The 23,424-nt window shown below is 73.3% G+C and carries 14 protein-coding genes; 9 read left to right on the top strand and 5 right to left on the bottom strand.

Going from position 1 to position 23,424, the window contains the following annotated elements; translation table 11 throughout:
* Positions 1–193 precede the first annotated feature (193 nt).
* Positions 194–1,780, bottom strand: a complete 1,587-nt coding sequence (locus WA762_RS32170; protein WP_335940752.1) for a S8 family peptidase — start codon at positions 1,778–1,780, stop codon at positions 194–196.
* Between the two features lie 912 nt (positions 1,781–2,692).
* Between WA762_RS32170 and WA762_RS32175 the strand changes: the two genes are divergently transcribed.
* From WA762_RS32175 to WA762_RS32185, 3 genes are all read left to right on the top strand, one after another.
* Positions 2,693–5,329, top strand: a complete 2,637-nt coding sequence (locus WA762_RS32175) for a discoidin domain-containing protein (protein WP_335940754.1) — start codon at positions 2,693–2,695, stop codon at positions 5,327–5,329.
* Between the two features lie 318 nt (positions 5,330–5,647).
* Entirely contained in the window at positions 5,648–11,530 is a 5,883-nt protein-coding gene (locus WA762_RS32180; protein ID WP_335940756.1) for a hypothetical protein, read from the top strand.
* Positions 11,527–12,978: a hypothetical protein gene (locus tag WA762_RS32185; RefSeq protein WP_335940758.1), complete on the top strand. Its 1,452-nt coding sequence runs from the start codon at positions 11,527–11,529 to the stop codon at positions 12,976–12,978. The genes WA762_RS32180 and WA762_RS32185 overlap by 4 nt, the downstream gene beginning before the upstream one ends.
* A gap of 342 nt (positions 12,979–13,320) precedes the next feature.
* On the opposite strand, the gene WA762_RS32190 is transcribed toward WA762_RS32185, so the two are convergent.
* Positions 13,321–13,443 (bottom strand): hypothetical protein, encoded by a 123-nt coding sequence (locus WA762_RS32190; RefSeq protein ID WP_335940760.1) that lies wholly within the window; start codon positions 13,441–13,443, stop codon positions 13,321–13,323.
* Positions 13,444–13,470: 27 nt separating this feature from the next.
* Here WA762_RS32190 and WA762_RS32195 point away from each other — a divergent pair, with 27 nt between their 5' ends.
* A complete protein-coding gene (locus tag WA762_RS32195) occupies positions 13,471–14,268 on the top strand; it encodes a hypothetical protein (protein WP_335940762.1) in 798 nt (265 codons plus the stop codon).
* A 119-nt stretch (positions 14,269–14,387) separates the two neighbouring features.
* Here the strand turns inward: WA762_RS32195 and ychF are convergent, their stop codons facing one another.
* On the bottom strand, positions 14,388–15,476 hold the full coding sequence (ychF, locus tag WA762_RS32200; RefSeq protein ID WP_335940764.1) for a redox-regulated ATPase YchF: 1,089 nt from the start codon (positions 15,474–15,476) through the stop codon (positions 14,388–14,390).
* Positions 15,477–15,915: 439 nt separating this feature from the next.
* Between ychF and WA762_RS32205 the strand changes: the two genes are divergently transcribed.
* The gene (locus tag WA762_RS32205; RefSeq protein WP_335940765.1) at positions 15,916–16,524 is read left to right on the top strand and encodes a DUF6542 domain-containing protein; all 609 of its coding nucleotides are present in this window, start codon (positions 15,916–15,918) and stop codon (positions 16,522–16,524) included.
* Positions 16,525–16,713: 189 nt separating this feature from the next.
* On the opposite strand, the gene ppgK is transcribed toward WA762_RS32205, so the two are convergent.
* The gene (ppgK, locus tag WA762_RS32210; protein ID WP_335940766.1) at positions 16,714–17,457 is read right to left on the bottom strand and encodes a polyphosphate--glucose phosphotransferase; all 744 of its coding nucleotides are present in this window, start codon (positions 17,455–17,457) and stop codon (positions 16,714–16,716) included.
* Positions 17,458–17,693: 236 nt separating this feature from the next.
* On the bottom strand, positions 17,694–18,674 hold the full coding sequence (locus WA762_RS32215) for a 4-hydroxy-3-methylbut-2-enyl diphosphate reductase (RefSeq protein WP_335940767.1): 981 nt from the start codon (positions 18,672–18,674) through the stop codon (positions 17,694–17,696).
* 341 nt (positions 18,675–19,015) lie between these two features.
* On the opposite strand from WA762_RS32215, the gene WA762_RS32220 reads away from it, so the two are divergent.
* The 4 genes from WA762_RS32220 to WA762_RS32235 all read left to right on the top strand — a co-directional run bounded on the left by WA762_RS32220 (position 19,016) and on the right by WA762_RS32235 (position 23,404).
* Positions 19,016–20,359, top strand: coding sequence for an APC family permease (locus WA762_RS32220; protein ID WP_335940777.1), 1,344 nt, complete (start codon positions 19,016–19,018; stop codon positions 20,357–20,359).
* Positions 20,360–20,677: 318 nt separating this feature from the next.
* Complete coding sequence (gene xseA / locus WA762_RS32225; protein WP_335940769.1) at positions 20,678–21,889, top strand: exodeoxyribonuclease VII large subunit; 1,212 nt, start codon at positions 20,678–20,680, stop codon at positions 21,887–21,889.
* Positions 21,890–22,020: 131 nt separating this feature from the next.
* On the top strand, positions 22,021–22,305 hold the full coding sequence (locus WA762_RS32230) for an exodeoxyribonuclease VII small subunit (RefSeq protein ID WP_335940771.1): 285 nt from the start codon (positions 22,021–22,023) through the stop codon (positions 22,303–22,305).
* Between the two features lie 508 nt (positions 22,306–22,813).
* On the top strand, positions 22,814–23,404 hold the full coding sequence (locus tag WA762_RS32235) for a malonic semialdehyde reductase (protein WP_335940773.1): 591 nt from the start codon (positions 22,814–22,816) through the stop codon (positions 23,402–23,404).
* Positions 23,405–23,424: the final 20 nt, after the last annotated feature.

Here is a 23,424-nt window from a genome sequence, read left to right on the forward strand (position 1 = left end):
GCGCAGGCCAGAGTTTCACTCGAAGTGATGATTCACTCCGATGCCCCGCATGACCTCGCGCTCGCGCAGGCATGAAGCAGTCATGTGTCCACACCTCGTACATCCGCGCACCGCGCGAGAGGCGGCCGCGCCGGCGACCGCCTCTCGTGTCATCCCGTCCCGCCCGCCCGTGCCCGGGCGTTCCGGCGGACCGTCATCGGAACTGCAGCCCCCAGGAGTTGATCCTCCCGGTGTCACCTGCGGCGTTGTCGCCGACGCGCAGCTTCCAGGTGCCGGCGGCCACCTCGGAGGAGGCGTTCACCGAGTAGGTGGTGACCACGTCGTCGGCGCTGCCGCCCGTGCCGTACGCCTTGAGGTTGTAGACCGAGCCGCTGGGCGCGACCAGGTCGATCCTCAGGTCGCCGATCCAGGTGTGTCCGATGTCGACGGACACCCCGAGCGCGGCCGGCGCGTTCCCGGCGACGCCCGAGACGGTGATCGGCGACTCGACGGTGGAGTTGTCACGGATGGTGTAGCTCGTCGTGTTCTCGAACTTCGGCCCCGGCGGCGTCGTGGCGCCCCCGCCGACGTTCAGCAGCCGGTTCGGGGAGCCCGTGCCCGGGCTCGTCACCACGCCGGTGCTCGCCGCGGCGACGACACCGGCGGACACCTGCGCCGGGCTCTCGTTCGGGTGCTCGGCCAGATAGAGGGCCGCGGCTCCGGCGACGTGCGGGGAGGCCATGGAGGTGCCGGAGATGGTGTTGGTGGCGCTGTCGCCGGTGTTCCAGGCCGAGGTGATCGACGAGCCCGGGGCGAAGACGTCCAGTACGCTGCCGTAGTTGGAGAAGCTGGAACGGGCGTCCGTGCTGGTCGTGGAGCCGACGGTAATGGCCTCGGCGACCCTCGCCGGGGACCTGGTGGAGGCGTCGGTCGACTCGTTGCCCGCGGCCACCGCGTAGGTGACGCCGGACGCGATGGACTTCCGCACGGCCGCGTCGAGCACGGAGTCGGCCCCGCCGCCCAGGCTCATGTTGGCGACGGCCGGCTTGACGGCGTTCGCGGTCACCCAGTCGATGCCCGCGACGACCTGCGCGGTCGTGCCCGAGCCGCTGTTGTCGAGCACGCGCACGGCGACGATCTTCGCCTTCTTGGCGACGCCGTACGAAGATCCCGCGACGGTGGCCGCCACGTGGGTGCCGTGCCCGTGGCCGTCCTGCGCGGTGTTGTCGTTGTCGATGGCGTCGTAGCCGTATGAGGCCCGGCCGCCGAAGTCTCCGTGGGTGATCCGGACGCCGGTGTCGATGACGTAGGCGGTGACGCCCTCGCCCGCCTTGTCGGGATAGGCGTAACTCTGGTTCAGCGGCAGCCTCTTCTGGTCGATCCGGTCCAGCCCCCAGGACGGCGGCGACGGCTGGGTGCCGGTCGCCTTGAAGACCCGGTTCTGGACGACGGACTCGACGGCCGGGTCCGCGGCTAACTTCTTCGCCTGGGCGGCGGAGAGTTCGACCGCGTAGCCGTTGAGGGCGGCGCGGTAGGTGTGCTTGATCCTGGCCCCGTACTCCTCGGCCAGCGCCCTGCCCTTCGCCGTTCCGGCGCCGACCGCCGACTTGTCGAGCGTGACGATGTAGCTGCCGCTGATGGCGCCGGGGGCGCCGGCGTTCTCAATCCGCCCCTCCGCGGCCGCACCGGCGGCGGAGGCCGGGAACGAGGCGGCGGTGGAGAGCACGAGGGCCGCACCGGCCAGGACGCTCGCGGCGGCGACTCTTCGCCGCGCGTGGGGGATGTGACGCAGCAGTGGCATGACGGGAAATCCTCCTCGGTTGCGGTGCGCTGACAGGGGGTCCGCCGGACACGGAGGTGGAACGCGAACGAACAGGCCGGGGCGGCACGGGGCGATCACCGGGACACCGCAGCGACGCGGCACGGAAATGCCATGCACCTGACAATCAGAGGCTCGGAAGTGCGGGCCGCTCACGACCCGTCCGACAGCGAAAGGTTGACCGATCCATGGCAAACGCACAAGGGGTTCTTGGGCTGCGCCATACCTACGACATCGAGCCGCCACACGCCCGACACGCCACCGGACACGGCCGCCCGCCCCACCCGGGCGACGCCCCGCACCGAGACCACCGCACCCACCTGGCACCATCCGGTCCGCCGCGCCCTCCAGGGCCCGGATCTCACGATCTCCGCCCCCTCACTCCCCACACGCCCGCCGCCTCGGGGAATTCACAAGGCCGCCACACGAACGCGCCGCACGCCGACGCCCCCCGACCGCCCCCGTCCCTGCCCCTGCCCCTGCCCCTGCCCCTGCCCCTGCCGAGGACGCGCCCCACGCCTCCGCCCCCGAACCACCACCGGCTCGCCCCCGACCGGGTCATCGCGGACGGCACCGGCCTCGCCGAACACCGCAGCCTCCACGCACCACACCCCGCCCCGCCTCCCACACCCGCATCCGCATCCGCATCCGCACCCTCCCGCACCCCCTGCCCCGCACGTCCCCGAGAGACGTCACCCACCCCCGCCGTCACCCCGACGACACGCCCTCCCCACGGTCCCGCCATGACCCGCCGCCCCATGGCCCGCAGTGGCCCACCGTGGCAGGCCGTTCCACCGTCACCGTCGCCGTCTCCCTTCCCGCCCCCTCCGCCGTTCGGCCGTGCCCCGCGTGCCGTGCGTCCGCGCCCGGCGCGCGCATCCCTACGGTCGTACGGTGAGCCTCTCGCGTGTCTGCCTCCTCACGTCCCTCACATCCCTGACGTCCCTGCTCGCGGGCACCCTGCTCGCACCGCCGCCACCCGCCTCCTACGCGGCCGCGCCCCGGCCGCCCGCCGCCACCGACTGCGGTCGCGACACCGACCCCGCCTGGGCGCTGTCCTCCGCCCGCTACGGGGAGGCCGCCGCCCACGCCCCCTATGTCGGCAACGGCTACCTGGGCCATCGGGTGCCGCCCGCGGGCGCGGGATACGCGGCGCCGGGCGAGCGGACGGGCTGGCCCCTGTTCACCCCGCGCTACGACGGCGCGTTCGTCTCCGGCCTGTACGGGCGCGAGAAGAACCTCGCCGACGGCCGCGAGGTGATCGCCGCCCTGCCCAGCTGGACCGACCTCGATGTGCGCGTCGGCGGGGAGACCTACGACTCCGACACTCCCCCGGGCCGAATCTCGCGCTACCGCCAGACCCTCTTCCTCCGCTGCGGCCTGATCCGCACCTCGCTGCGCTGGACCGCCTCCGACGGGCGCGCCACCGACCTCGTGTACGAGGTGCTGGCCGACCGGTCCGACGTGCACACCGGTGCCGTACGCCTGCGCATGACCCCTCGCTGGACCGGCGCCGCCACCGTCACCGCACGCCTGGACCCCCGGGGCGCGCGCCGCGTCGACCTCGCGGCCGACGGCACGTTCCGCACCCGGGGCACCGGCACGGCGGGCGCGATCGCCCAGACCCTGCGCACCGGCGGACCGGCCACGACACGCGAGGCCGCCGGCGGCGCGCTCCGCGACACGCGCCGGGTGCGCGCCGGGCGCACGTACGCCTTCGAGAAGTACGTCGGCGTCGACACCGCGCTCACCTCGTCCGCCCCGCGCACCGCCGCCCGCGCGGCGTCCAGGCGCGCGGCCCGCCGCGGCTGGCCGGCCGTCCTCGCCGCCAACGCCGCCGCCTGGCGGCGGGCGTGGGCCGCCGACATCGCCGTACCGGACAGCCCGGACCTGCGGAAATGGCTGCGTTCGGCGCAGTACGGCCTGCTCGCCGCCACCCGGCCCGGCGCCCGCGACAGCATCGCCCCGGCCGGGCTGAGCAGCGACGACTACGCGGGGCTGGTGTTCTGGGACGCCGAGATCTGGATGTACCCCGGACTGCTCGCCACCCGTCCGGAGCTGGCCCGTACGGTCGTGGAATACCGCTACCGCACCCGCGCCGCCGCCCGCGCCAACGCCCGGAAGCTCGGATTCCGTGGCCTGTTCTACCCGTGGACGAGCGGAAGCCGGGGTGATCTGCGGTCCGAGTGCCACAGCTGGGACCCGCCGCACTGCCGCACCCAGATCCACCTCCAGGGCGATGTCGCGCTCGCCGTCTGGCAGTACTACCTGGCGACCGGGGACCGCGCGTGGCTGGCCGGGCACGGCTGGCCGCTGCTCCGGGGGATCGCCGACTTCTGGACCTCCCGGGTCACCGCGAACGGCGACGGCAGTTACTCGCTGAAGGACGTCGCGGGACCCGACGAGTACAGCAACGGCGTCACCGACGGGGTCTTCACCAACGCCGTCGCGGCCACCGCCCTGCGCAACGCGACCCGCGCCGCGCGCCTGCTCGGACACCCCGCGCCGGCGGAGTGGACGCGGATCGCCGACGGCCTGCGCATCCCGTACGACCCGGCGCGGAAGCTGTTCCTCCAGTACGCGGGCTACCGGGGCTCGACGATCAAACAGGCCGACGCGGTGCTGCTGATCTATCCGCTGGAATGGCCGATGGAGCCGGGCGCCGCCGCGGCCACGCTCGCCTACTACGCCGCCCGCACCGACCCGGACGGCCCCGCGATGACCGACTCGGTCCACGCGATCGACGCGGCCGCGATCGGGGAGGCGGGCTGTGTCACGTACACCTACCTCCAGCGGTCCGTGCGCCCGTTCATGCGCGGCCCGTACGCCCTGTTCAGCGAGGCGCGGGGGGCGAAGGCGGGCGCCCAGGACCCGCTGGCCGGGGCCCCCGCCGAGGACTTCCTCACCGGAAAGGGCGGCTTCCTGCAGGTCTTCACCCACGGCCTGACGGGCCTTCGGCTGCGGGAGGACGGAGTGCGACTCGATCCGCTGCTGCCGCCGCAGCTGGGCCGCGGGGTCACCCTGACCGGCCTGCGCTACCGGGGCCGCAGCTACGACGTCGCGATCGGCCCCCTGACGACGACGGTCCGGCTGACCTCCGGCGCCCCGTTCACCGTCCACACCCCCACCGGCCCCCGCCTCCTCACCGGCGCCCTCACCCTCCCGACCCGCCGCCCCGACCTCGCCGCGACGACGGACGCGGCCCGCTGCCGCCCGGTGACGGCGACCTCCGAGGCCCCCGGCCGGTACGCGGTGGCCGCGGTCGACGGCAGCCCGGCCACCGCCTGGTCCCCGGCCGGCACGAGTGGCGCGCTGACGGTCGACCTGGGACGCGCCGCGCCGGTGACCGCGATCCGCCCGGAGTGGACGGACGCCCGAGCCGTCCCGTACCGCCTGGAGACCTCCCGGAACGGCACCGCCTGGCACCCGTACCACCCGGGCGCGACGGCCCGCCTGGTCCGCCTGACGGTGACCGCCCAGGACCCGGAGAAGCCTTACAGCGTAAGGGAGTTGACCGTCGTCCAACCGTGACGGCCGCCGCTCCCCCGAAGGCCCGGGACGCTCCCGTTCCACCCAGTGGCGGGCATGGGGTCCGGCCGATACGCCGCTGCCCGCCCGGAACTTGGCTCCCCCGGACCGGTCTGACAGGATCTCGGCATGGCGAGAGCGGGCAGAGACCTGAGAGCCTGGTTGACCGGACTCGACGACAGACAACTTCGTGAACTGATCCTGATTCCGGGGCCCTTGTCCTTCTGGGCCCAGATCCCTCTCCGCGGCCCTCATCCGCGCCCGGGCCGTCGCGAACTGCTCTCGGCCCGAGCCTGCCTGAGACGGGCGTCCGCGCGCGACTTGAAGCACATAGCCGACGCGGCCGCCGATTTCGTCGACCGCCTCAGACCCCCGCACGCCGAGGAGGGCCCGCTCGATCCCCTCGGTACGGACATCGACGCCCTTGAGGCGATGACCGGGGAACTGCCTCCGGTACTGGCCCGGCTCATCCTGCATTCCATGCTGTTGGAGGACGGCACTCCGCGGCGGGCCCTGGCCGAGCGCTACTGGGACCGGTTGCTGGAAGCCGCCGACCGGCCCGTCGTCGGCTCGCGCGGGGAGACCGAAGGCCATCACCACGACGGTGCTTCCGACGAAGGCATCGCCGAGCAGGACCAGCACGGTGACCTGAACGCCGGAGCAGACCGCCAGGCCGGGGACATGGGAGACGCTGTGACGAACGAGCAGGCCGAGGCGGCGCAGCCCGCCGCGCGCGAGGCGGCCGACACGGCCGCGGGCGCGCCCGGGAAGGCGAGCGACTCCTCCGGTCTCGCGGCCGCCGTGGACGCGCTGCGCGCCCGGGCCGCGGAGGCCGCGGACGCACTGCGGCTCGCCGCGGAACGGGTGTCCGGCGGGCTCCCCCTGCCCGACGCCTTGGAGGAGTCTGCCGCCGCCTGGGCGCGACAGCGGGAGGCCATGGCGTGCCGGTGCCGGGACGCGGGGCATGAGTGGACCGACGAGGACGGATTCGACGAACTCCGGGCGATCGTCGAGGCACTTCGGGAAGAACAGGAGCGGGAGGCCGCCCGGAGCGTCCGGCTCGCCGGGCTCAACCAGCAACGGCAGGCCCTGCTGCCCGTGCTGGACCAGGCCGAGCAGAGCGGCGCCGCCCACCTGGAGCCGCTGCGTACGACATTGCGGACGCTTGAGGCCGAGATCGCCGAGCTGACCGCCGGAGTCCGGCCCGGGCCCGCGGACCCGGCGGTCCCGGCCCCCCGGAGCGCGGCGGACGACGGCCGGCCCGACGCGATGGCCGATGCCCCCTCCCCGGCCCCGGTCGAGGAGAACCTGAAGGCCGAGGCCGGGCAGAGCTCGGAGCCGGCCGAGGACGCCCCGACGGCCACGGACGGAAAGAGTCCGGAGGCGGCCGAGGACGCCCCGACGGCCGAGGCCGAGCAGGGCGGGCAGGCGGCCGAGCAGAGCTCAGCGGCAGCCCCGGACGACGCGAGTGCCGCGGAAACCGGGGACCCGGCGCGTCCTTCGGATTCCCGGCCCTCGGACGCGACCGGCGGGGGGCCCCACCGGCCCGCCCCGACCCCGGCTCCCGACGGCCCGGCGGACGTCGCCGACGCGGATCGCTCCCGGGCCCCGGGGCCGGGGAAGCCCGTGACCTCCGTGACTTCCACGGAATCCGCAGCCCCTGCGGAATCCGCAGCCGCCGCAGCCTTCGCGGCTTCCGCGACTTCCGTCGAATCCGCGGAGCCCACGGCATCCGCGGAACCGGAACGCACCGAGTCCGAGCCGGAGCCCGAGCCCGCCCCGTCCCGCCGACCGGGGGCCTCCCGGCCGGAGCGGCCCGAGGAACCGGTGCTGCCCTGGGCCGCTCCCATGGCCGGCGCCGAGGGGGCCGGGGCCGAGGGCGACACCGGTGTCTCCCCCGTCGAGCGGCTGGTGGGCGCGGACCGCTTCCAGGAGGCGTACTGGCTGACCGTCGCGTCCGACGAGCCCGGGCACCGTGCGGAGTGCCTGGCATTCGCGGACGCCGCCTTCTCCTGCGGCACGCCCGAGGACGCGACCCGGGTGATGACCCGGTTCGTCCCGGACCCGGAGAGTATGCAGGGCGACCGTCCGGCCCTGGTCACGGCGGCCGTCGCCTCCGTCCGTGCGGGGCTGGTCGTGGGCTGGCCCAACGACCTGCTGCTGCAGGCGGACCCCTGCTCCTCCCTCTCCGGCCCGTGGAGCCGGCTGCTGCGATGTGCCGTCGACGTCCTGCGGCACTATCAGCGAGTGGACCCCGCCGGGCTGCGCCTCGGCACGGAGACGGGCCCGACGCTGACGCGTTCCGGGCTCGCCGAGGAGGCCGAGCGCCTCCAGGCCGACCTGCCGAAACGCAAGATCGGCTACGCGCGGGCGACCCAGGTCCAGAACCTGCTGACGCGTCCGGAGCAGCCGCTGGGCCGCGCGCTGGGGGCCGTCCGCGCATGGGCCTCCGGCGACGCCGACGCGTCCGTGCTGGACGAGGCATGGGAGACCTTCCGCAAGCGGGACTCCTCCGAGCGGATCATCGAGGAGGCCGACGCGGCGATCCGCACCCCGAAGCAGGCCAAGGAACCCATCGAGGCCAAGGCCAAACGCTCCCTGCTCAACCGGATCGAACAGGTCGTCACGCTCCTCTCCCAGGCCCGGGCACTCGCCGCGCCGGACGTCGAGGAGCGCAGCGACACCGTCACCGCGCTGGGCCACGCGCTCGCCCAGGTGCGGGACCTGCCGCCCCTGCCGGGGGTCGAGGGAACGGCGCTGCTGTGCCTGCGGCGCTGGCTCATCGGGGACGGGCGCCCCGCGGTGACCCGGCGGCTGCCGGATGTCGCCGACGACCGGACGGGGGCGTTCCCGGGCGCCGGTTTCATACCCGCCGCTGAGGCCCTGCTGGCCGCCCCGGACCTGCCCCGCACTCCCGAGGGGGCACCCGCTCCGGACGCTCCCGGCTTCGCCCGGGCGGTGCTGTCGCTGCTGGAGCCGGCGGACATGGCCGCCGTGGCGACGGCCTATGCCACGCGCGGGGACCTGCACCTGGCGGACGCCCTGGTGGATGCGCTGGAGCAGGGGCTGGTGCCCGCCGCGGACGCCGGCCCCGAAGCCCTGCTCCCCGACTGGCGGATCCGTCGTGACGCGCAGTGGGCCCGCTGGGCGAATGTACGGGCCGAAACCCACCGGGTCACCGCCGGACTGCTCGCGGAGCTGCGCGCCCAGAGCCTCGATCTGGTGACCGAGCGGGAACTGGTGGGCCGGCTCGAACAGCTGGAGCGCCCGACACCGGACGGCGCCTTCCGCTCCACGGTGGAGGCCATCCGCCGGCTGGAGAAGGAACTGCGGGAGCGGGTCCAGGCGTATGTACGCCGGCTGCGTGAGCAGTTGGGGGCGCTCACGCTCACCGACGCGGACCGTGAGCGGCTGTCCGCGCTGCTGGCGGCGGGCGACACGGTCACGGCGGAGGAATGCCTGGCGCTGCTGCGCAAGGGAGAGCCCTTGCCGGAGTGGAACGGCACGGACCGCGGCGAGGACCTGGAGCGGTTCGTGTCGGGCCTGGGGTCGGTCACTCCGGTCAAGGCGGGCCAGCAGGGCTATTCGGCGAGGCCGTGGGCCGAGCACTACGCGGACGGCGAGCCGCTGACCGAGGGCGCGTTGGCCGGGATCGACTCCTGGGACGCGCTCAGCAAGCCCTCCACGCGCGGCATGGAGTGGCAGAAGCACGTGCCCTCGGTGCTGCGGCTGCTCGGCCTGGAGGGCAGGCCTCCGGCCCGGGACGACAACCGCCAGCTTCGCGGCACGCTCCGGTTGACCGCGAAGCTCCGGGCGAGCGAGAGCGCTCCGGGTTACGTCGCCGAACTCGGCTCCGCGGCGACCACGTACACGATCTTGGTGGTGTCGGACGAACAGCGCGGCCGCAGCCCTCTGGAGCTGCTCGACCGCGGCGACTCCGGGGCCTGCGTCATCCTCTACCTGTACCCCCTGGGCACGGCCGGCCGCCGGGCGATGGCGTCGCGCGCGCGGACCTCCGCGCAGCAGGCACTGGTGGTGGACCCGGCGGTCTTCGGATGGGTCGCCGCGCGCTCGCCGAGGTCGTTCCGGGCGCTGCAGCGCGTGACTCTGCCCTGGACCGGCTTCAATCCGTACACGCCGTTCGTGGCCGGGCTGGTCCCGCCGGAGGTCTTCTACGGCCGGACCCGGGAGATCGCCGCGGTCAAGGACCGGCTGGGCGCTCTCTTCCTTTACGGCGGACGCCAGTTGGGCAAGTCGGCGCTACTGCGGAAGGTGGAGGCCGACTTCCCCGCGACCCCCGACCACAAGGCCGTCTACCTGGACCTGAAGGCACGCGGAGTGGGCGAGGCGGAGCCCGCCGACCGGATCTGGCCGGTGCTGGCCACCGAGCTCAAGCGCGTCGGGGTGCTGGGGTCGAAAGTGTCCACGGCGGTCTCCCCCGACGTGCTGCTGGAACAGGTGCGCCGCTGGCTGGAGGAGAACCGCGAGCGGCGGGTGCTGGTCCTCGCCGACGAGGCGGACGCCTTCCTGACCGCCGACTCCAAGGCGGTGCGCGGCAGCGGCGGCGAGGGCACCTTCGCCAACGTGGCCCGGCTCAAGGGGCTGATGGACAGCACCGACCGGCGTTTCAAGGTGGTCTTCGCCGGTCTGCACCAGGTGCAGCGGTTCAGCCGACTCTCCAATGTGCCCCTGGCGCACGGCGGTGAGGAGCTGATCGGCCCGCTCAAGCCGGCCGAGGCGCAGCACCTGGTGGTCGAGCCGATGGCGGCCTTCGGCTACCGCTTCGAGCGACCGGAGCTGGTCTGGCGGGTGCTGGCGGCCACCAACTACCAGGCCTGCCTGGTGCAGATCTTCTGCGAGCGCCTGGTCACCGCGCTGCGGGAGAAGCCGCTGGGCTCGGCACGGTGGCCGATCGCGGTGACCGAGGACGACGTGCGGGCCGTGACGAGCTCCCCCGAGGTACACCGGCACATCGCCGAGCGGCTGCGGCTGACCATCAACCTCGAGGACCGGTACCGGGTGCTCGCCCTGGTGATCGCGCTGCGCAGCCAGGCCGACGGCTTCCGGCGCGGCTACGACGCCGACGAACTGCTCAACGAGGCCAAGCGGAACTGGCCGGAGGGCTTCAGCCGGCTGACCGCCAGTGACGTGAAGATCTATCTGGAGGAGATGGTGGGGCTCGGCCTGCTGATCCAGCAGGCCGACCGCCGTCGCTACGCGGTGCGCAGTCCCAACGTGGTGCACATGCTCGGCACCCGTGAGGACCTCGAACTGGAGCTTCGCCAGACCGAGTTCAGCCTGCCCTACGACTACAACCCGCGGTTCTCCCGCCGCCTGCTGGGGTCGGGCGAGCGGTCCGGCGCGAACCGGTACAGCCCCCTCACCGAACAGCAGTTGTATGAGGCGACCGGTCCCGGTCTGACCGTGGTGCGGCTGACGAAGGCGCACGGTCCGGAGCTGATGGAACCGGCGATCCGCTCCTACGCGGACGCGCGGGGCCTGGACGTGCGCACGGCCGTCCCCGACGAGCTCGTGGACGTGCTCACCCAGGACACCCGGAGCAAGGACTCCAGTGTGGTCTTCGCCGATCTGCGCTACTGCGGTCCGGATACGCTCGGCCGGAGCCTGGACCGGCTGCGCCGGCACACGGCGCGTGGCAACACGGCGCCGGAGCGCGCGGGAATCGTCCTGGTAGATCCGCGCGCGCGGGACGTCCTCGACGAGGAGCACGCCGCCCGGGTGCTGCGACCGGAGCGGTGGAACGCCGACAGCCTGCGGGCCTGGCCGGAGTGCCCGTTCGACACCCCGGACAAGCGGCGTCGGCTGATGGAGACCACCGGTGGCTGGCCCAGCCTGGTGGAACGCACCGTGGACTTCGCCACCCGGGGCGGGTTCACCCTGGAGGCCGCCCTGGAGGCGATCCGGGCTCAGTTCGCCCAGAAGGAGGTCGCCCGTACCCATCTCGACCGGGTCGAGCTCACCCCGGACATGCGGAACCTGCTGGCCGACTGGGTGCAGTACGTCGAGCCCGGTGAGGGCTGCGACCACGGCGACATCGCCGCCGTGACCGGACTCGACCTGACCGAGGTCCGCTCGTTCACCGACCGGCTCGCCGACCACGGCGTGCTGGACGACGACGAGGACGGCTACGCACTCGACCTCGTCACCTTCCGCGCGATCGCCACGCTGGGGAAGGAGTCGTGATCGGTGCGGCCGCCGTCGACGGGGCCTCGTTGCCGGGAATACGGGTGTGGCTCGGCCGCCTGATGGCCGATCTGAACAGCGGCCGCAGCTGTCTGTGGCTGCTGCCCCGGAGCGTGCTGGACGGCGGCGACCGGGCCGAATGGCTGCTGGGCGAGGTGCTGCACGAGCTCTCCGACTTCGTGCTGCTGCCCTCGTACGAACCCGTCGCCCCGGCCGCCGCCCCTTCCGTGCCGCCGCCCCGGCTCCCCGCCGCCGGCGGCCCGTGGTCCGGTCTGGCCCCGGTGCCCGACTTCGACGACGGGCTGCCCGACCTGATCGCGCCGAGGGCTCCCCGGCCCGCCGAGCCGGAGCCGGAGCCGCCGCCCGCCCCGGCGGAGGCGCTGGCCCGGCTCCTGGAGCGGCTCGCCAAGGAGCTGCCCCCGGCCGACGACGCGGACCGCTTCGGCCCGGACCCGACCGGAAACGTGCTGGCCCGGCTCACCGGCGGCGACGCCGGCGCCGTCGAGACCCGTCCGGTGGTCGTACGGGCCTGGTGCGAGCCGGTGCCTTCAGCCGCCGCCCATCTGCTGCGGCGGCTGGTGGCCACGGCCAAGGAGGCGGGTCTGCCGCCGAGCCGGCGCCCCAGGGCCCTGGTCGTGGCCTCCGCGGACGATCTGCCGAGCGGCCTGCCCGATCAGCTGGCCCGCGAGGACATCGCGGTGCACTGGTGGTGGGGCGCCACCGGTCGCCTGGACACCGCCACGGTCGTCGCGCTGGCACGCCCGTTGCTGGCTTCCGTCACGGAGCGCCGGCAGCTGCGGGAGGCGGTGACTCAGGCCACGATCACCGAGGTGTGCGGCCCGTTCCTCGACGTCGCCGCCGCCCTGGCCGGGCGTTGGAACGGCAGCCCGGAGGCCCTGACGTCGGCGCTCCGCGGCGTGATCGCGGATCTGCCCGGACCGGCGGTCGTCCCGCCGCAGCGGGCCGAGAACGCCCGGCATCCCGGCCACCGCCCCGACGAGCGACTGCTCGCCGCGTGGAACGCGGGCGCCGTCGACAGCTGGGACGGCAGATTCCGCCGTCACCCGAGCTACGACCTCACGCATGATCAGGCGGTGTCCGCCCATGTGTGGCTGGCCCAGAACCATGTGCTGCTGCCGCTCCTGGACGACGCCCGGGAGCAGTTCACCGCCACCGTCCGGCTGCGGACACGGGTACCGCCGGCCCGGCTCGCGCAGGACTACGGCCCACGACGCGAACCCGGCACGGCCCCGGAACCCACCGACTCCGCCCTCTCCATGCTGGAGCTCGGCGCGATGTGGAGCGCCCACTGCGACGGCGCCCTCGCCCTCACCCCCGCCGAGCGCCGGCGGCTGCGCACCCTGCGCGAGGCCCGTAACCTCCTCGCCCACCGCACCCCCCTCGACGGCCCCCGGCTCCAACGCCTGCTCGAAGAGCTGTGCCGCTGACCAGGAGAGGCCGAGCCCCGGGACTTCGAGATCGCGTCCCGCACGGATCCGGCGCGGTCGCGGCCCGTCCGGCCCGCCCGCTGTCAGTGGCGGATGCTTCCATGGCCCCATGAGCACCGTGCACGAAACCGCCGCCCGCCTCCCCGACCCCGCCGAACTGCGCGCCCACCTCCGGGCGTTGGCCGTTCTGGACGCCGCGATCGGCGACGATCCGCGGTTCCGCTGCCACACCTTCGACACGGCCTGGGGTCCCGACGAAGAGGCGGCCCTGATGGAGAACGGCTCGGGAGACGACTTCTCCGTGCTCTTCACCCCGGCCGGCGTGCTCATACGCGGCTTCGATCACGAGTCGGAGATGAGCCCGTACGGGACGGACGGCGAGCGGGTCTGGCCCGGCGTCATCGACGAGGTGCCCGCCGCCCTGAGCCCGCTCCTGAACGAACCCGCCTTCCGCGACGAGGGCATCGACGCCCCTCGCGTCACCGCCTGTCTGTGGCGGGAGACACGGCCTGGCGCACCGGCTCGGCCATCGCCTTCCCGCCGGGCAGCGAAGACCCGGACGGCTCCGGCTTCCTCTTCGGCCTGCTCACCGACCGCTCCCCCGAGGCCGTCCGGGCCCATTTCGAGGACTACTACGAACGCCCCGTTCCCCTCGACGCCGTCCGCCATGTCCTCGCCGGACTCCCCCTCACTCCCGCGATCACCGCGGCCCTCAACCCGACCGCACTCTCGGACGCCGCCCTGCTCCGCAGGATCAGCGAGCATCCCGAGGTCGCCTCCTACCTGGCCCGCGACGGCGAGTTCGACCCCACGCGCACCGACCCGATCGAGCCGATCGCCCTGCCCAACAGCCTGCCGGTGGAGCCCGTCGCCGGCTGCAACGCGGGCGGCACCCACTACCTCTGCGGCCCGGCCGCCCCCGGCGGCCCCCGCCCCGTCCTCTACACCGACTCCGAGGGCCGGGCATCCCTGATCGCCGAGTCCCTGGCCGAGGCCCTGACCCTCGTCATCGTCCTCCCGTCCTGGCACGACGCCCTGGCCGGCTTCCGCCCTCCCGCCCTCAACGCCGACTATCTCGACGACCACCCGGACCACCCCGCCGTCCGCGACCGACTGCTCGCCGCCCTCCGGCTCCCCCCGGCCACCGAGCGCGACGTCCTGGCCCGCCTCCTCGCCACCGCCGCCCGCACCGTCCCCGACGGCTTCCTCCCGTACGTCCTCGACGAGGAGGACTCGTCCTTCCAGCCGATGCTCGAACCACTCGCCGACCGGGCCGTGGGCGAGCGGTGACACACCAGGGTGGTTCCGTGCGCGGCACGGATGTGCCGAAGGGGCCGGACTCATGAGAGTTCGACCCCTTCTGACCTGTGTGTTCGCCACGTCGAGCGACGCGGCGTCGTTTCATCCGCTCAGACGTTGAAGCGGAACTCCACGACGTCGCCGTCCTGCATGACGTAGTCCTTGCCCTCCATGCGGGCCTTGCCCTTGGCGCGGGCCTCGGCGACGGAGCCGGTCTCGACCAGGTCCTCGAAGGAGATGATCTCGGCCTTGATGAACCCCTTCTGGAAGTCGGTGTGGATCACACCGGCCGCCTCGGGGGCGGTGGCGCCCTTCTTGATCGTCCAGGCCCTGGCCTCCTTGGGGCCCGCCGTCAGGTAGGTCTGGAGGCCGAGGGTGTCGAAGCCGACACGGCCGAGGGTGGCGAGGCCGGGCTCGTCCTGGCCCATGGACTGTAGGAGCTCCAGGGCCTCGTCGTCGTCGAGCTCGATCAGCTCGGACTCGATCTTGGCGTTGAGGAAGATCGCCTCGGCGGGGGCGACCAGGGCGCGCTGCTCGTTCTTGAAGTCCTCGTCGACCAGCTCGTCCTCGTCGACGTTGAAGACGTAGAGGAAGGGCTTGGTGGTGAGCAGGTGCAGCTCGTGGAGGAGCTTGCCCTTCTCGGTGCCGGCCGTGATGCCCGCGGCGAAGAGGGTCTGGCCGGACTCCAGGATCTTCTGGGCCTCCTCGACCGCGGCGAGGACCGCGACCTTGTCCTTCTGGAGGCGGGACTCCTTGGTGAGGCGCGGGACGGCCTTCTCGACGGACTGGAGGTCGGCCAGGATCAGCTCGGTGTTGATCGTCTCGATGTCGTCCTTGGGCGAGACCTTGCCGTCGACGTGGACGACGTTCTCGTCCTTGAAGGCACGGATGACCTGACAGATCGCGTCCGACTCGCGGATGTTCGCGAGGAACTTGTTGCCCAGGCCCTCGCCCTCCGAGGCGCCCCGGACGATGCCGGCGATGTCGACGAAGTCGACGGTCGCGGGCAGCAGGCGCTGGGAGCCGAAGATCTCCGCCAGCTTGTTCAGGCGCGCATCGGGGACGCCGACGACGCCGACGTTGGGCTCGATCGTGGCGAACGGGTAGTTGGCCGCCAGCACGTCGTTCTTGGTCAGGGCGTTGAACAGGGTCGACTTGCCGACATTCGGCAGACCGACGATTCCGATCGTGAGCGACACGTTGGCGACTTCCTGAAGGGATGGGAGGGCGGAGTGGGCTCGGCCCGGGTGGGCCGATTCTCCAGTCTACGGGCGGGGGCGACCGGGCAGCCCGGCAACCAGGGGTCGGAGCCGGTGTCCCGGGCTGCATCGGCCGGCAGATGGGCGGTGGCGAGGCCGGACCACCGGGCGGCCGGACCGTCGGGTGGGGGCGGCATTCGGATGGGGGCCGGGGGGTGTTCGGATGGGGAACCGGGGGGCGTTCGCCGATCGGGATGGAAGAGGCAATCGGGGCATGAGAGATAAATGGAAGGCGATCGGGCAGAGGGGGCGATTCGATCGCACTTAGAACAGTGGTTCGGTTCCCGTTCGACCGTATGACATCGAACTCACCCCCAACGTCACCCAAAGGGCGTGTCCCGCACCTGCTTCCTCCGGTCCGGCGACCTACGTTGTCACGGTGGAGCAGCACAGGACACGTCCCCCGCAGCGCAGGCAGCCGCAGCAGGCCCCGCTGTCCCCGCAGGGCACCATCGACGAGGCCGCCGCCGTCTACCCGGTGGTGGACGCGAAGCCGGGCGGCCGGTCCCGGCCGGTGCCGCCCGTGGTTCTCGCGCTGCGCAGGCTGCCCAATCCCCGGCTGACCGGCATCGGCGCGGGGCTCTTCGCCTCCGCCGTCATGTTCGTGCTGGCATGCCTCGACTCGCTGCTGCTCGACGGCTCGCCGACCGTGTTCGGGGTGCTGTTCCTGCCGGTCAGCGCGCTGACCGCGCTGTGGGTACGGCCCGCCGACCTGGTGACCGCCCCGATCATCGCGCCGATCGCGTTCGCCATCGGGATCATCCCGGTCTCCGGCGGCGAGGGCGGTTTCGGGGGCCAGACCATGGCGCTCGTCACCGCTCTCGCCGTGCACGCGGGCTGGCTGTACGGCGGCACGCTCGTCGCCGGGCTCATCGCCACCGTACGGAAGGTACGCATGATGCGGCTGAGGCAGCGGCAGCGCCGGGCCGTGTCCGCCGCGCAGACGCCCCGCACCCCCCGCGGGCGGCAGCGCCGTCCCCGCCACTGACGGGCCCGCCGGATGCGCCCGGATGTGCTCGGACGCGCCCGGACACACCCGGAAACACCCCTGTGCACAGGGGCTTTACCTCATGCAGGGCAGCCTTCGCCTCGTGCGGGGTCCTTCGCCTCGTGCGGGGTCTTCGCCTCGCGCGGAATCCTTGTGTTGCGCCCTGGCCGCCGCGTTCAGCCGCCGCGCCTACGCGCAGGTCGCGGACGCCGCCATCGCCGCGCCCACGATGCCCGCGTCGTTCTGCAGTTCCGCCGGTACCATCTCGGCCCGTACGTGCTCGATCAGCGGGAGGAACTTGTCGGCCTTGCGGCTGATCCCGCCGCCGATGATGAAGAGCTCGGGCGAGAACAGCATCTCCACGTGGCTCAGGTACTTCTGCACCCGGCGCGCCCAGTGGTGCCAGCCGAGGTCCTCGTCCTCCTTGGCCTTGGTGGACGCGTGCGTCTCCGCGTCGTGGCCGTTCAGTTGGAGGTGGCCCAGCTCGGTGTTGGGGACGAGCTTGCCGTCGACGAAGAGGGCGCTGCCGATCCCCGTACCGAAGGTCAGCAGGATCACGGTCCCCTTGCGGCCCCGGCCGGCGCCGAAGGTCATCTCCGCGACACCGGCGGCGTCGGCGTCGTTCAGGAGCGTGACGGGGAGGCCGAGCCGTTGGCCCAGAAGCCTGCGGGCGTCCGCGTCGATCCAGGTCTTGTCGACATTGGCGGCGGTACGGGTGCAGCCGTCCGTGACCACGCCCGGGAAGGTGATGCCCACCGGGCCCGACCAGTCGAAGTGGCCGACCACCTCCGCCACGCTGTCGGCCACCTTCTCGGGCGTGGCCGGGTGCGGGGTGACCACTTTGCAGCGCTCCTGCGCCAGACTTCCGCGGTCCATGTCAACGGGAGCGCCCTTGATTCCGGATCCGCCGATGTCCACACCGAAGATCTCCATGGAATCCACGGTACGGGCAGACGGCCCGGCCCACTCCCCGGAGCGCGGAGCCACCGCGCGCGAACCGCGTCCGCCCCGGCGCGAAATCCGTACGCGTACGCGCCGGGGCGCGAAGCCCCATACGCCCCAGGGGGCGCGGGGGCGTACCCCGGCGGCGTACGCCCCCGCGCCCGTCCGGGCGCTTCCCGTCCGGGCGCTTCCCGTCCGGGCGCTTCCCGCGCGGGCGCGGGCGGCGGCTACTTCTCCAGGAACGCGGCGGCCTCGGCGCGCAGATCGCGGCGGAGCTCCTTGGGCAGCGAGAACGTGATGGACTCCTCGGCCGCCTTCACGATCTCCACGTCCTCGAAGCCGCGCTGCGACAGCCACTCCAGCACGCCGTCGACCAGCACCTCGGGGACGGAGGCGCCCGAGGTGACGCCGACCGTGGAGACGCCGTCCAGCCAGGCCTCGTCGATCTCCTCGGCGAAGTCGACCAGGTGGGCGGCGCGGGCGCCGGCGCCGAGCGCGACCTCGACCAGGCGGACCGAGTTGGAGGAGTTCTTGGAGCCGACGACGATCACGAGGTCGGCGTCCGCGCCCATCTGCTTCACCGCGGTCTGCCGGTTCTGCGTGGCGTAGCAGATGTCGTCGCTGGGCGGCGAGATCAGGAGCGGGAACTTCTCCTTGAGCGCGCCGACCGTCTCCATCGTCTCGTCGACGGAGAGCGTGGTCTGGGAGAGCCAGACGACCTTCGACGGGTCGCGCACCTCGACGTCGGCGACGTCCTCGGGGCCGTCGACCAGCGTGATGTGGTCGGGGGCCTCGCCGGAGGTGCCGATGACCTCCTCGTGGCCCTCGTGGCCGATCAGGAGGATGTCGAAGTCCTGCTGCGCGAAGCGGACGGCTTCCTTGTGGACCTTGGTGACCAGGGGGCAGGTGGCGTCGATCGTGGCGAGCTTCCGCTCGGCCGCCTCCTGGTGCACGGTCGGCGCCACGCCGTGCGCGGAGAACATCACGATCGAGCCCTCGGGGACCTCCGCGGTCTCCTCGACGAAGATCGCGCCCTTTTTCTCCAGGGTCTGCACGACGTACTTGTTGTGGACGATCTCGTGGCGTACGTAGACCGGGGAGCCGTACTGCTCCAGGGCCTTCTCCACGGCGATCACGGCACGGTCCACGCCCGCGCAGTAGCCACGGGGAGCGGCGAGCAGGACGCGGCGGGGTGTCGTAGCAGTCATGCGCCCATCGTAAGGCCGCGCCGACGCGCGGAAGATCGACCGGGTAGCCAGACTGATGCGTACACGATCGACGGGGGCTCGCCTCGGGGCATCGAGGAACGGAGGGGTCCATGCCGGGGAACGGAAGCGGCGGCGGAGACGGTGACGGCAACTCCGCGGTGGGAGGCGGCGGTGCCGGGGAGGGGAACCCCGCGGTGGGAGGCGGCGGTGCCGGGGAGGGGAACCCCGCGGCGGGAGGCGGCAGTGCCGGGGAGGGGAACCCCGCGGCGGGAGGCGGCAGTGCCGGGGAGGGGAACCCCGCGGCGGGAGGCGGCAGTGCCGGGGAGAGCGTCGGCGCTGGCCTGGTGGGGGCGCGTCAGGAGCCGGGGCGGCTGCGGCGGACGCTCGGATTCCGGGATCTGGTGGTCTACGGGCTCCTCTTCATCGCGCCGATGGCGCCGGTCGGGGTGTTCGGCACGCTCGACGCGAAGTCGGGCGGCGCGGTCGCGCTGGTCTACGTCGCGGCGACGGTCGTCATGGCGTTCACCGCCTTCAGCTACGCCCAGATGGTGCGCGTGGCCCCGCTGGCGGGTTCGGTCTTCGCGTACGCGCGCAAGGGGCTCGGGGAAGGTGCGGGGTTCGTCGCCGGCTGGATGGCCATGCTCGACTATCTGCTGATCCCGGCCGTGGCGTATCTCTTCTCCGGGATCGCGCTGAACGCGCTCGTGCCGTCGGTGTCGCGGTGGGTGTGGACGGCGTTGGCGGTCGTGGTGACCACGCTGCTCAATCTGTGGGGCGTACGGGCCGCCGCCCGGGTCGGCTTCGCGGTCCTCGCGCTGGAGATCGTGGTGCTGCTGGTGTTCCTGGTGTCGGCGGTGGTGGTGCTGGTGCGGGACGGGGCGCAGCGCGGCTGGCTGACCCCGTTCACGGGTGACGGCGGGTTCGCCGTGTCGGCGGTGCTGGGCGCGGTGTCGGTGGCGGTGCTGTCGTATCTGGGTTTCGACGCGATCGCCTCGTTCGCCGAGGAGGTGACGGGCGGCTCGGCGAAGGTGGCGCGGGCGGTGCTGTTCTGCCTGGTGCTCGCGGGCGCGCTGTTCGTGGCGCAGGGGTATCTGGCGGCGCTGCTGGAGCCGGTGTCCTCGGCGGAGCTGGCCGCCGATCCGGCCGCGCAGGGATCGGCGTTCTACGACACGGTGGACGCGTCGGTCGGGGCCTGGCTGCACGATCTGGTCGCGGTCAGCAAGGCGGTCGGGGCGGCCTTCGCGGCGCTGGCCGGGCAGGCCGCGGCGGGGCGGCTGGTGTTCGCGATGGCCAGGGAGCGCCGGCTGCCGTCGCTGCTGTCCAGGGTCGACGCGCGGTCCGGGGTGCCGAGGTTCGCGATCGCGCTGGCGGCGGCGGTGACGCTGGTGGCCGCGGTGTGGGCGGCCCGCCGCCCGGACGGGCTCGACCGTCTGGTGTCGGTGGTCGACATCGGGGCGCTGACGGCGTTCGTGTTGTTGCACGCGTCGGTGGTCGGCTGGTTCGCGGTGCGCCGGATGGCGGGGGCACCGAGCTGGTGGCGGCATGTGCTGGTGCCGGTGGTGGGGGCGGGGGTGCTGGTCGCGGTGATCGCGGAGGCGACCGCGAGCGCGCAGATGGTGGGGGTGTGCTGGCTGGGCGTGGGTCTGGTGGTGCTGGCGGTGCAGTGGGGGCGGCGAACGGAGTGAGACGACCGGCGCGACACGACCGGCGCGACGGAACCCGTGCGACAGGAGCGGTGCGAGACGACCGACGTGACGGGGCCGGACGGCGAGGCGCTTCCGTGCGGCCGGTCCGAGGCTGAGGTACGGGGACGGCCCGGGGCGCAGGGACCGCCCGGGGCGCAGGGACCGCCCGGGGCGCAGGGACCGCCCGGGGCGCAGGGACCGCCCGGGGCATGGGACGGCCCGGGGCGCGAACGCCGTGGCCGGTTCGGCCGTGGCCGGTTCGGCCGTGGCCGGTTCGGCAGCGGTCGATTGTCGGTGCGGACGGATACGCTCACCCGCATGGCTCTCCAAACGTCCGCGGAATCCCCGCTGCCCGTCGGTGAGGTGTCGCGGCTCATCGGCGGGTGGATCGACCGGCTGGGGGCGGTCTGGGTCGAGGGGCAGATCACCCAGCTGTCGCGGCGCCCGGGGGCCGGTGTGGTCTTCCTGACCCTGCGCGACCCCTCGCGGGACGTCTCGGTGGGGGTGACGTGCTTCCGCCAGGTCTTCGACCGGATCGCGGACGTGGTGACGGAGGGGGCGCGGGTCGTCGTCCTCGCCAAGCCCGAGTGGTACGCGCCCCGGGGGCAGCTGTCGCTGCGGGCCACGGAGATACGGCCGGTCGGCGTCGGCGAGCTGCTGGTCCGCCTCGAACAGCTGAAGAGGTCGCTGGCCTCGGAGGGGCTCTTCGCGCTCGACCGGAAGAAGCCGCTGCCCTTCCTGCCCCAGCTGGTCGGGCTGGTCTGCGGCCGGGCCTCGGCAGCCGAGCGCGATGTGCTGGAGAACGCCCGGCGGCGGTGGCCCGCGGTGCGGTTCGAGGTGCGCAACACGGCCGTGCAGGGGGTGCACGCGGTCAACCAGGTGGTCCGCGCGGTGAAGGAGCTGGACGACCTGCCCGAGGTCGATGTGATCGTCGTGGCCCGGGGCGGCGGCAGCGTGGAGGACCTGCTGCCGTTCTCGGACGAGCAGCTGATCCGTACGGTCGCCGCATGCCGTACGCCGGTGGTCTCCGCGATCGGCCATGAGCCGGACTCCCCGCTGCTCGACCTGGTCGCGGACCTGCGCGCCTCCACGCCGACGGACGCGGCGAAGAAGATCGTGCCCGATGTCGGCGAGGAACTGGACCGGGTCGGACAGCTGCGGGACCGGGCGCTGCGGACGGTCCGGGGGCTGCTGGACCGGGAGGAGCGGGGGCTGGCGCACGCGCTGGCCCGGCCGGCGATGGAGCGTCCGCAGCGGATGGTGGACGAGCGGGCGTCGGAGATCGACGCGCTGACCGGGCGGAGCCGACGGGTGCTGGGGCATCTGCTGGACCGGGCGGACTCGGAGCTGGCCCACACCCGGGCGCGCGTGGTCGCGCTGTCGCCCGCGGCGACCCTGGAGCGCGGATACGCGGTGCTGCAACGGGCCGACGGCCGGGTGGTGCGCACGCCCGAGGACGCGGGACCGGCGGGCGAGGTGCTCCGGGCGCGGGTGTCGGGCGGCGAGTTCGCGGTGCGGGTCGACGAGTGAGCGGCGGGGCGTCCGGTACGCGGAGGGCGGCGGCGTCGGCGCGGCGCCCCGGGACTCCGGCACGCGGACGGGAACGCGATGACAGACGACGACGCCGAGGCCCCTGGCGGGCCGGAACGTAGGGTGGGCATATGACGGACGACGGGACCACGACGGCTGCCACGAGCACGCTCGGTTACGAGCAGGCGCGTGACGAGCTGATCGAGGTGGTGCGCCGCCTGGAGGCGGGCGGCACGACGCTGGAGGAGTCCCTTGCCCTGTGGGAACGGGGCGAGGAGCTAGCAAAGGTGTGTCGGCACTGGCTGGAGGGCGCCCGCGCCCGACTGGACGCGGCCCTGGCCGGGCCGTCCGCCCCGGGAGACGGCGGCGAGGCTTCCCGGCGGGCCGACGGCGCTCCGGCCGACGACGAGGGCTGAGCGGCTCGCGAGGCTGAGCACGGGGACACCAGGGGCCGGCTGGCCGGAGCCCTCGGCCAGACCCTGTCTCCGAACTGCCGCCCGCCGTGCGACGGCACTTTGAAGACAGGGCCAGGCACGGGGCCGAGCAAGGCCCGCAAGGACTGAGCACGGGGAACGAGCACCGCCGACGAGGGCTGGGCGCGGCCCGCGAGGACTGAGCACGGGGAACGAGCACCGCCGACGAGGGCTGGGCGCGGCCCGCGAGGACTGAAGACGCCCGGCCAGCGGTTGAGCCCGGCCGTCGCCTCTCTCCCCCGGGCCGACGACGCCCGCCGACGGGTGAGCCCGACCGGCGGCCGAATATCCCCTTTCCCCCGTTACGGGAGGCGCGTTTCGCCTGCGAGGAAGACGTGCGGCTTGTGGAACAGGTCACTCCGCTCCACCTTTAGTTGAAAGTTAACCTACTTCTCCCCTACGGTGGTCCGTGCCGCTTGATCCACGCGTAAGCCGGAAGGTAATCCGCACGATGTCCCTCACTCTTGACCCCGCCGCCCAGGACCTCCTCTTCCGTGAGGCCCGTACCGCCAACACCTTCACCGACGAGCCGGTCACCGACGAGCAGGTCCAGGCGATCTACGACCTGGTCAAGTACGGCCCCACCGCGTTCAACCAGTCGCCGCTGCGCGTCGTCCTGGTCCGCTCCGACGACGCCCGCGCGCGCCTGGTGAAGCACATGTCCGAGGGCAACCAGCCGAAGACCTCGACCGCCCCGCTGGTCGCGATCCTCGCCACCGACAACGAGTTCCACGAGGAGCTCCCGGCCCTGCTGCCGCACTTCCCGCAGGCCAAGGACGCGTTCTTCTCCGAGCGCCCGGTCCGCGAGTCGTCCGCCGCGCTGAACGGCGCGCTGCAGGCCGCGTACTTCATCATCGGCGTCCGCGCCGCCGGCCTGGCCGCCGGCCCGATGACGGGCTACGACGCCGCGGGCATCGAGAAGGAGTTCCTGGACGGCGACCACAGCGTGCTGATGGTCGTCAACATCGGCAAGCCGGGCGAGGACGCCTGGTTCCCCCGCCTGCCGCGCCTCGCCTACGACGAGGTCGTCAAGACCGTCTGACCTCCGCCAGGACCGCCCGG

Origin of the sequence: Streptomyces tyrfis (assembly GCF_037034285.1) — a bacterium.
Lineage (GTDB): Bacteria > Actinomycetota > Actinomycetes > Streptomycetales > Streptomycetaceae > Streptomyces.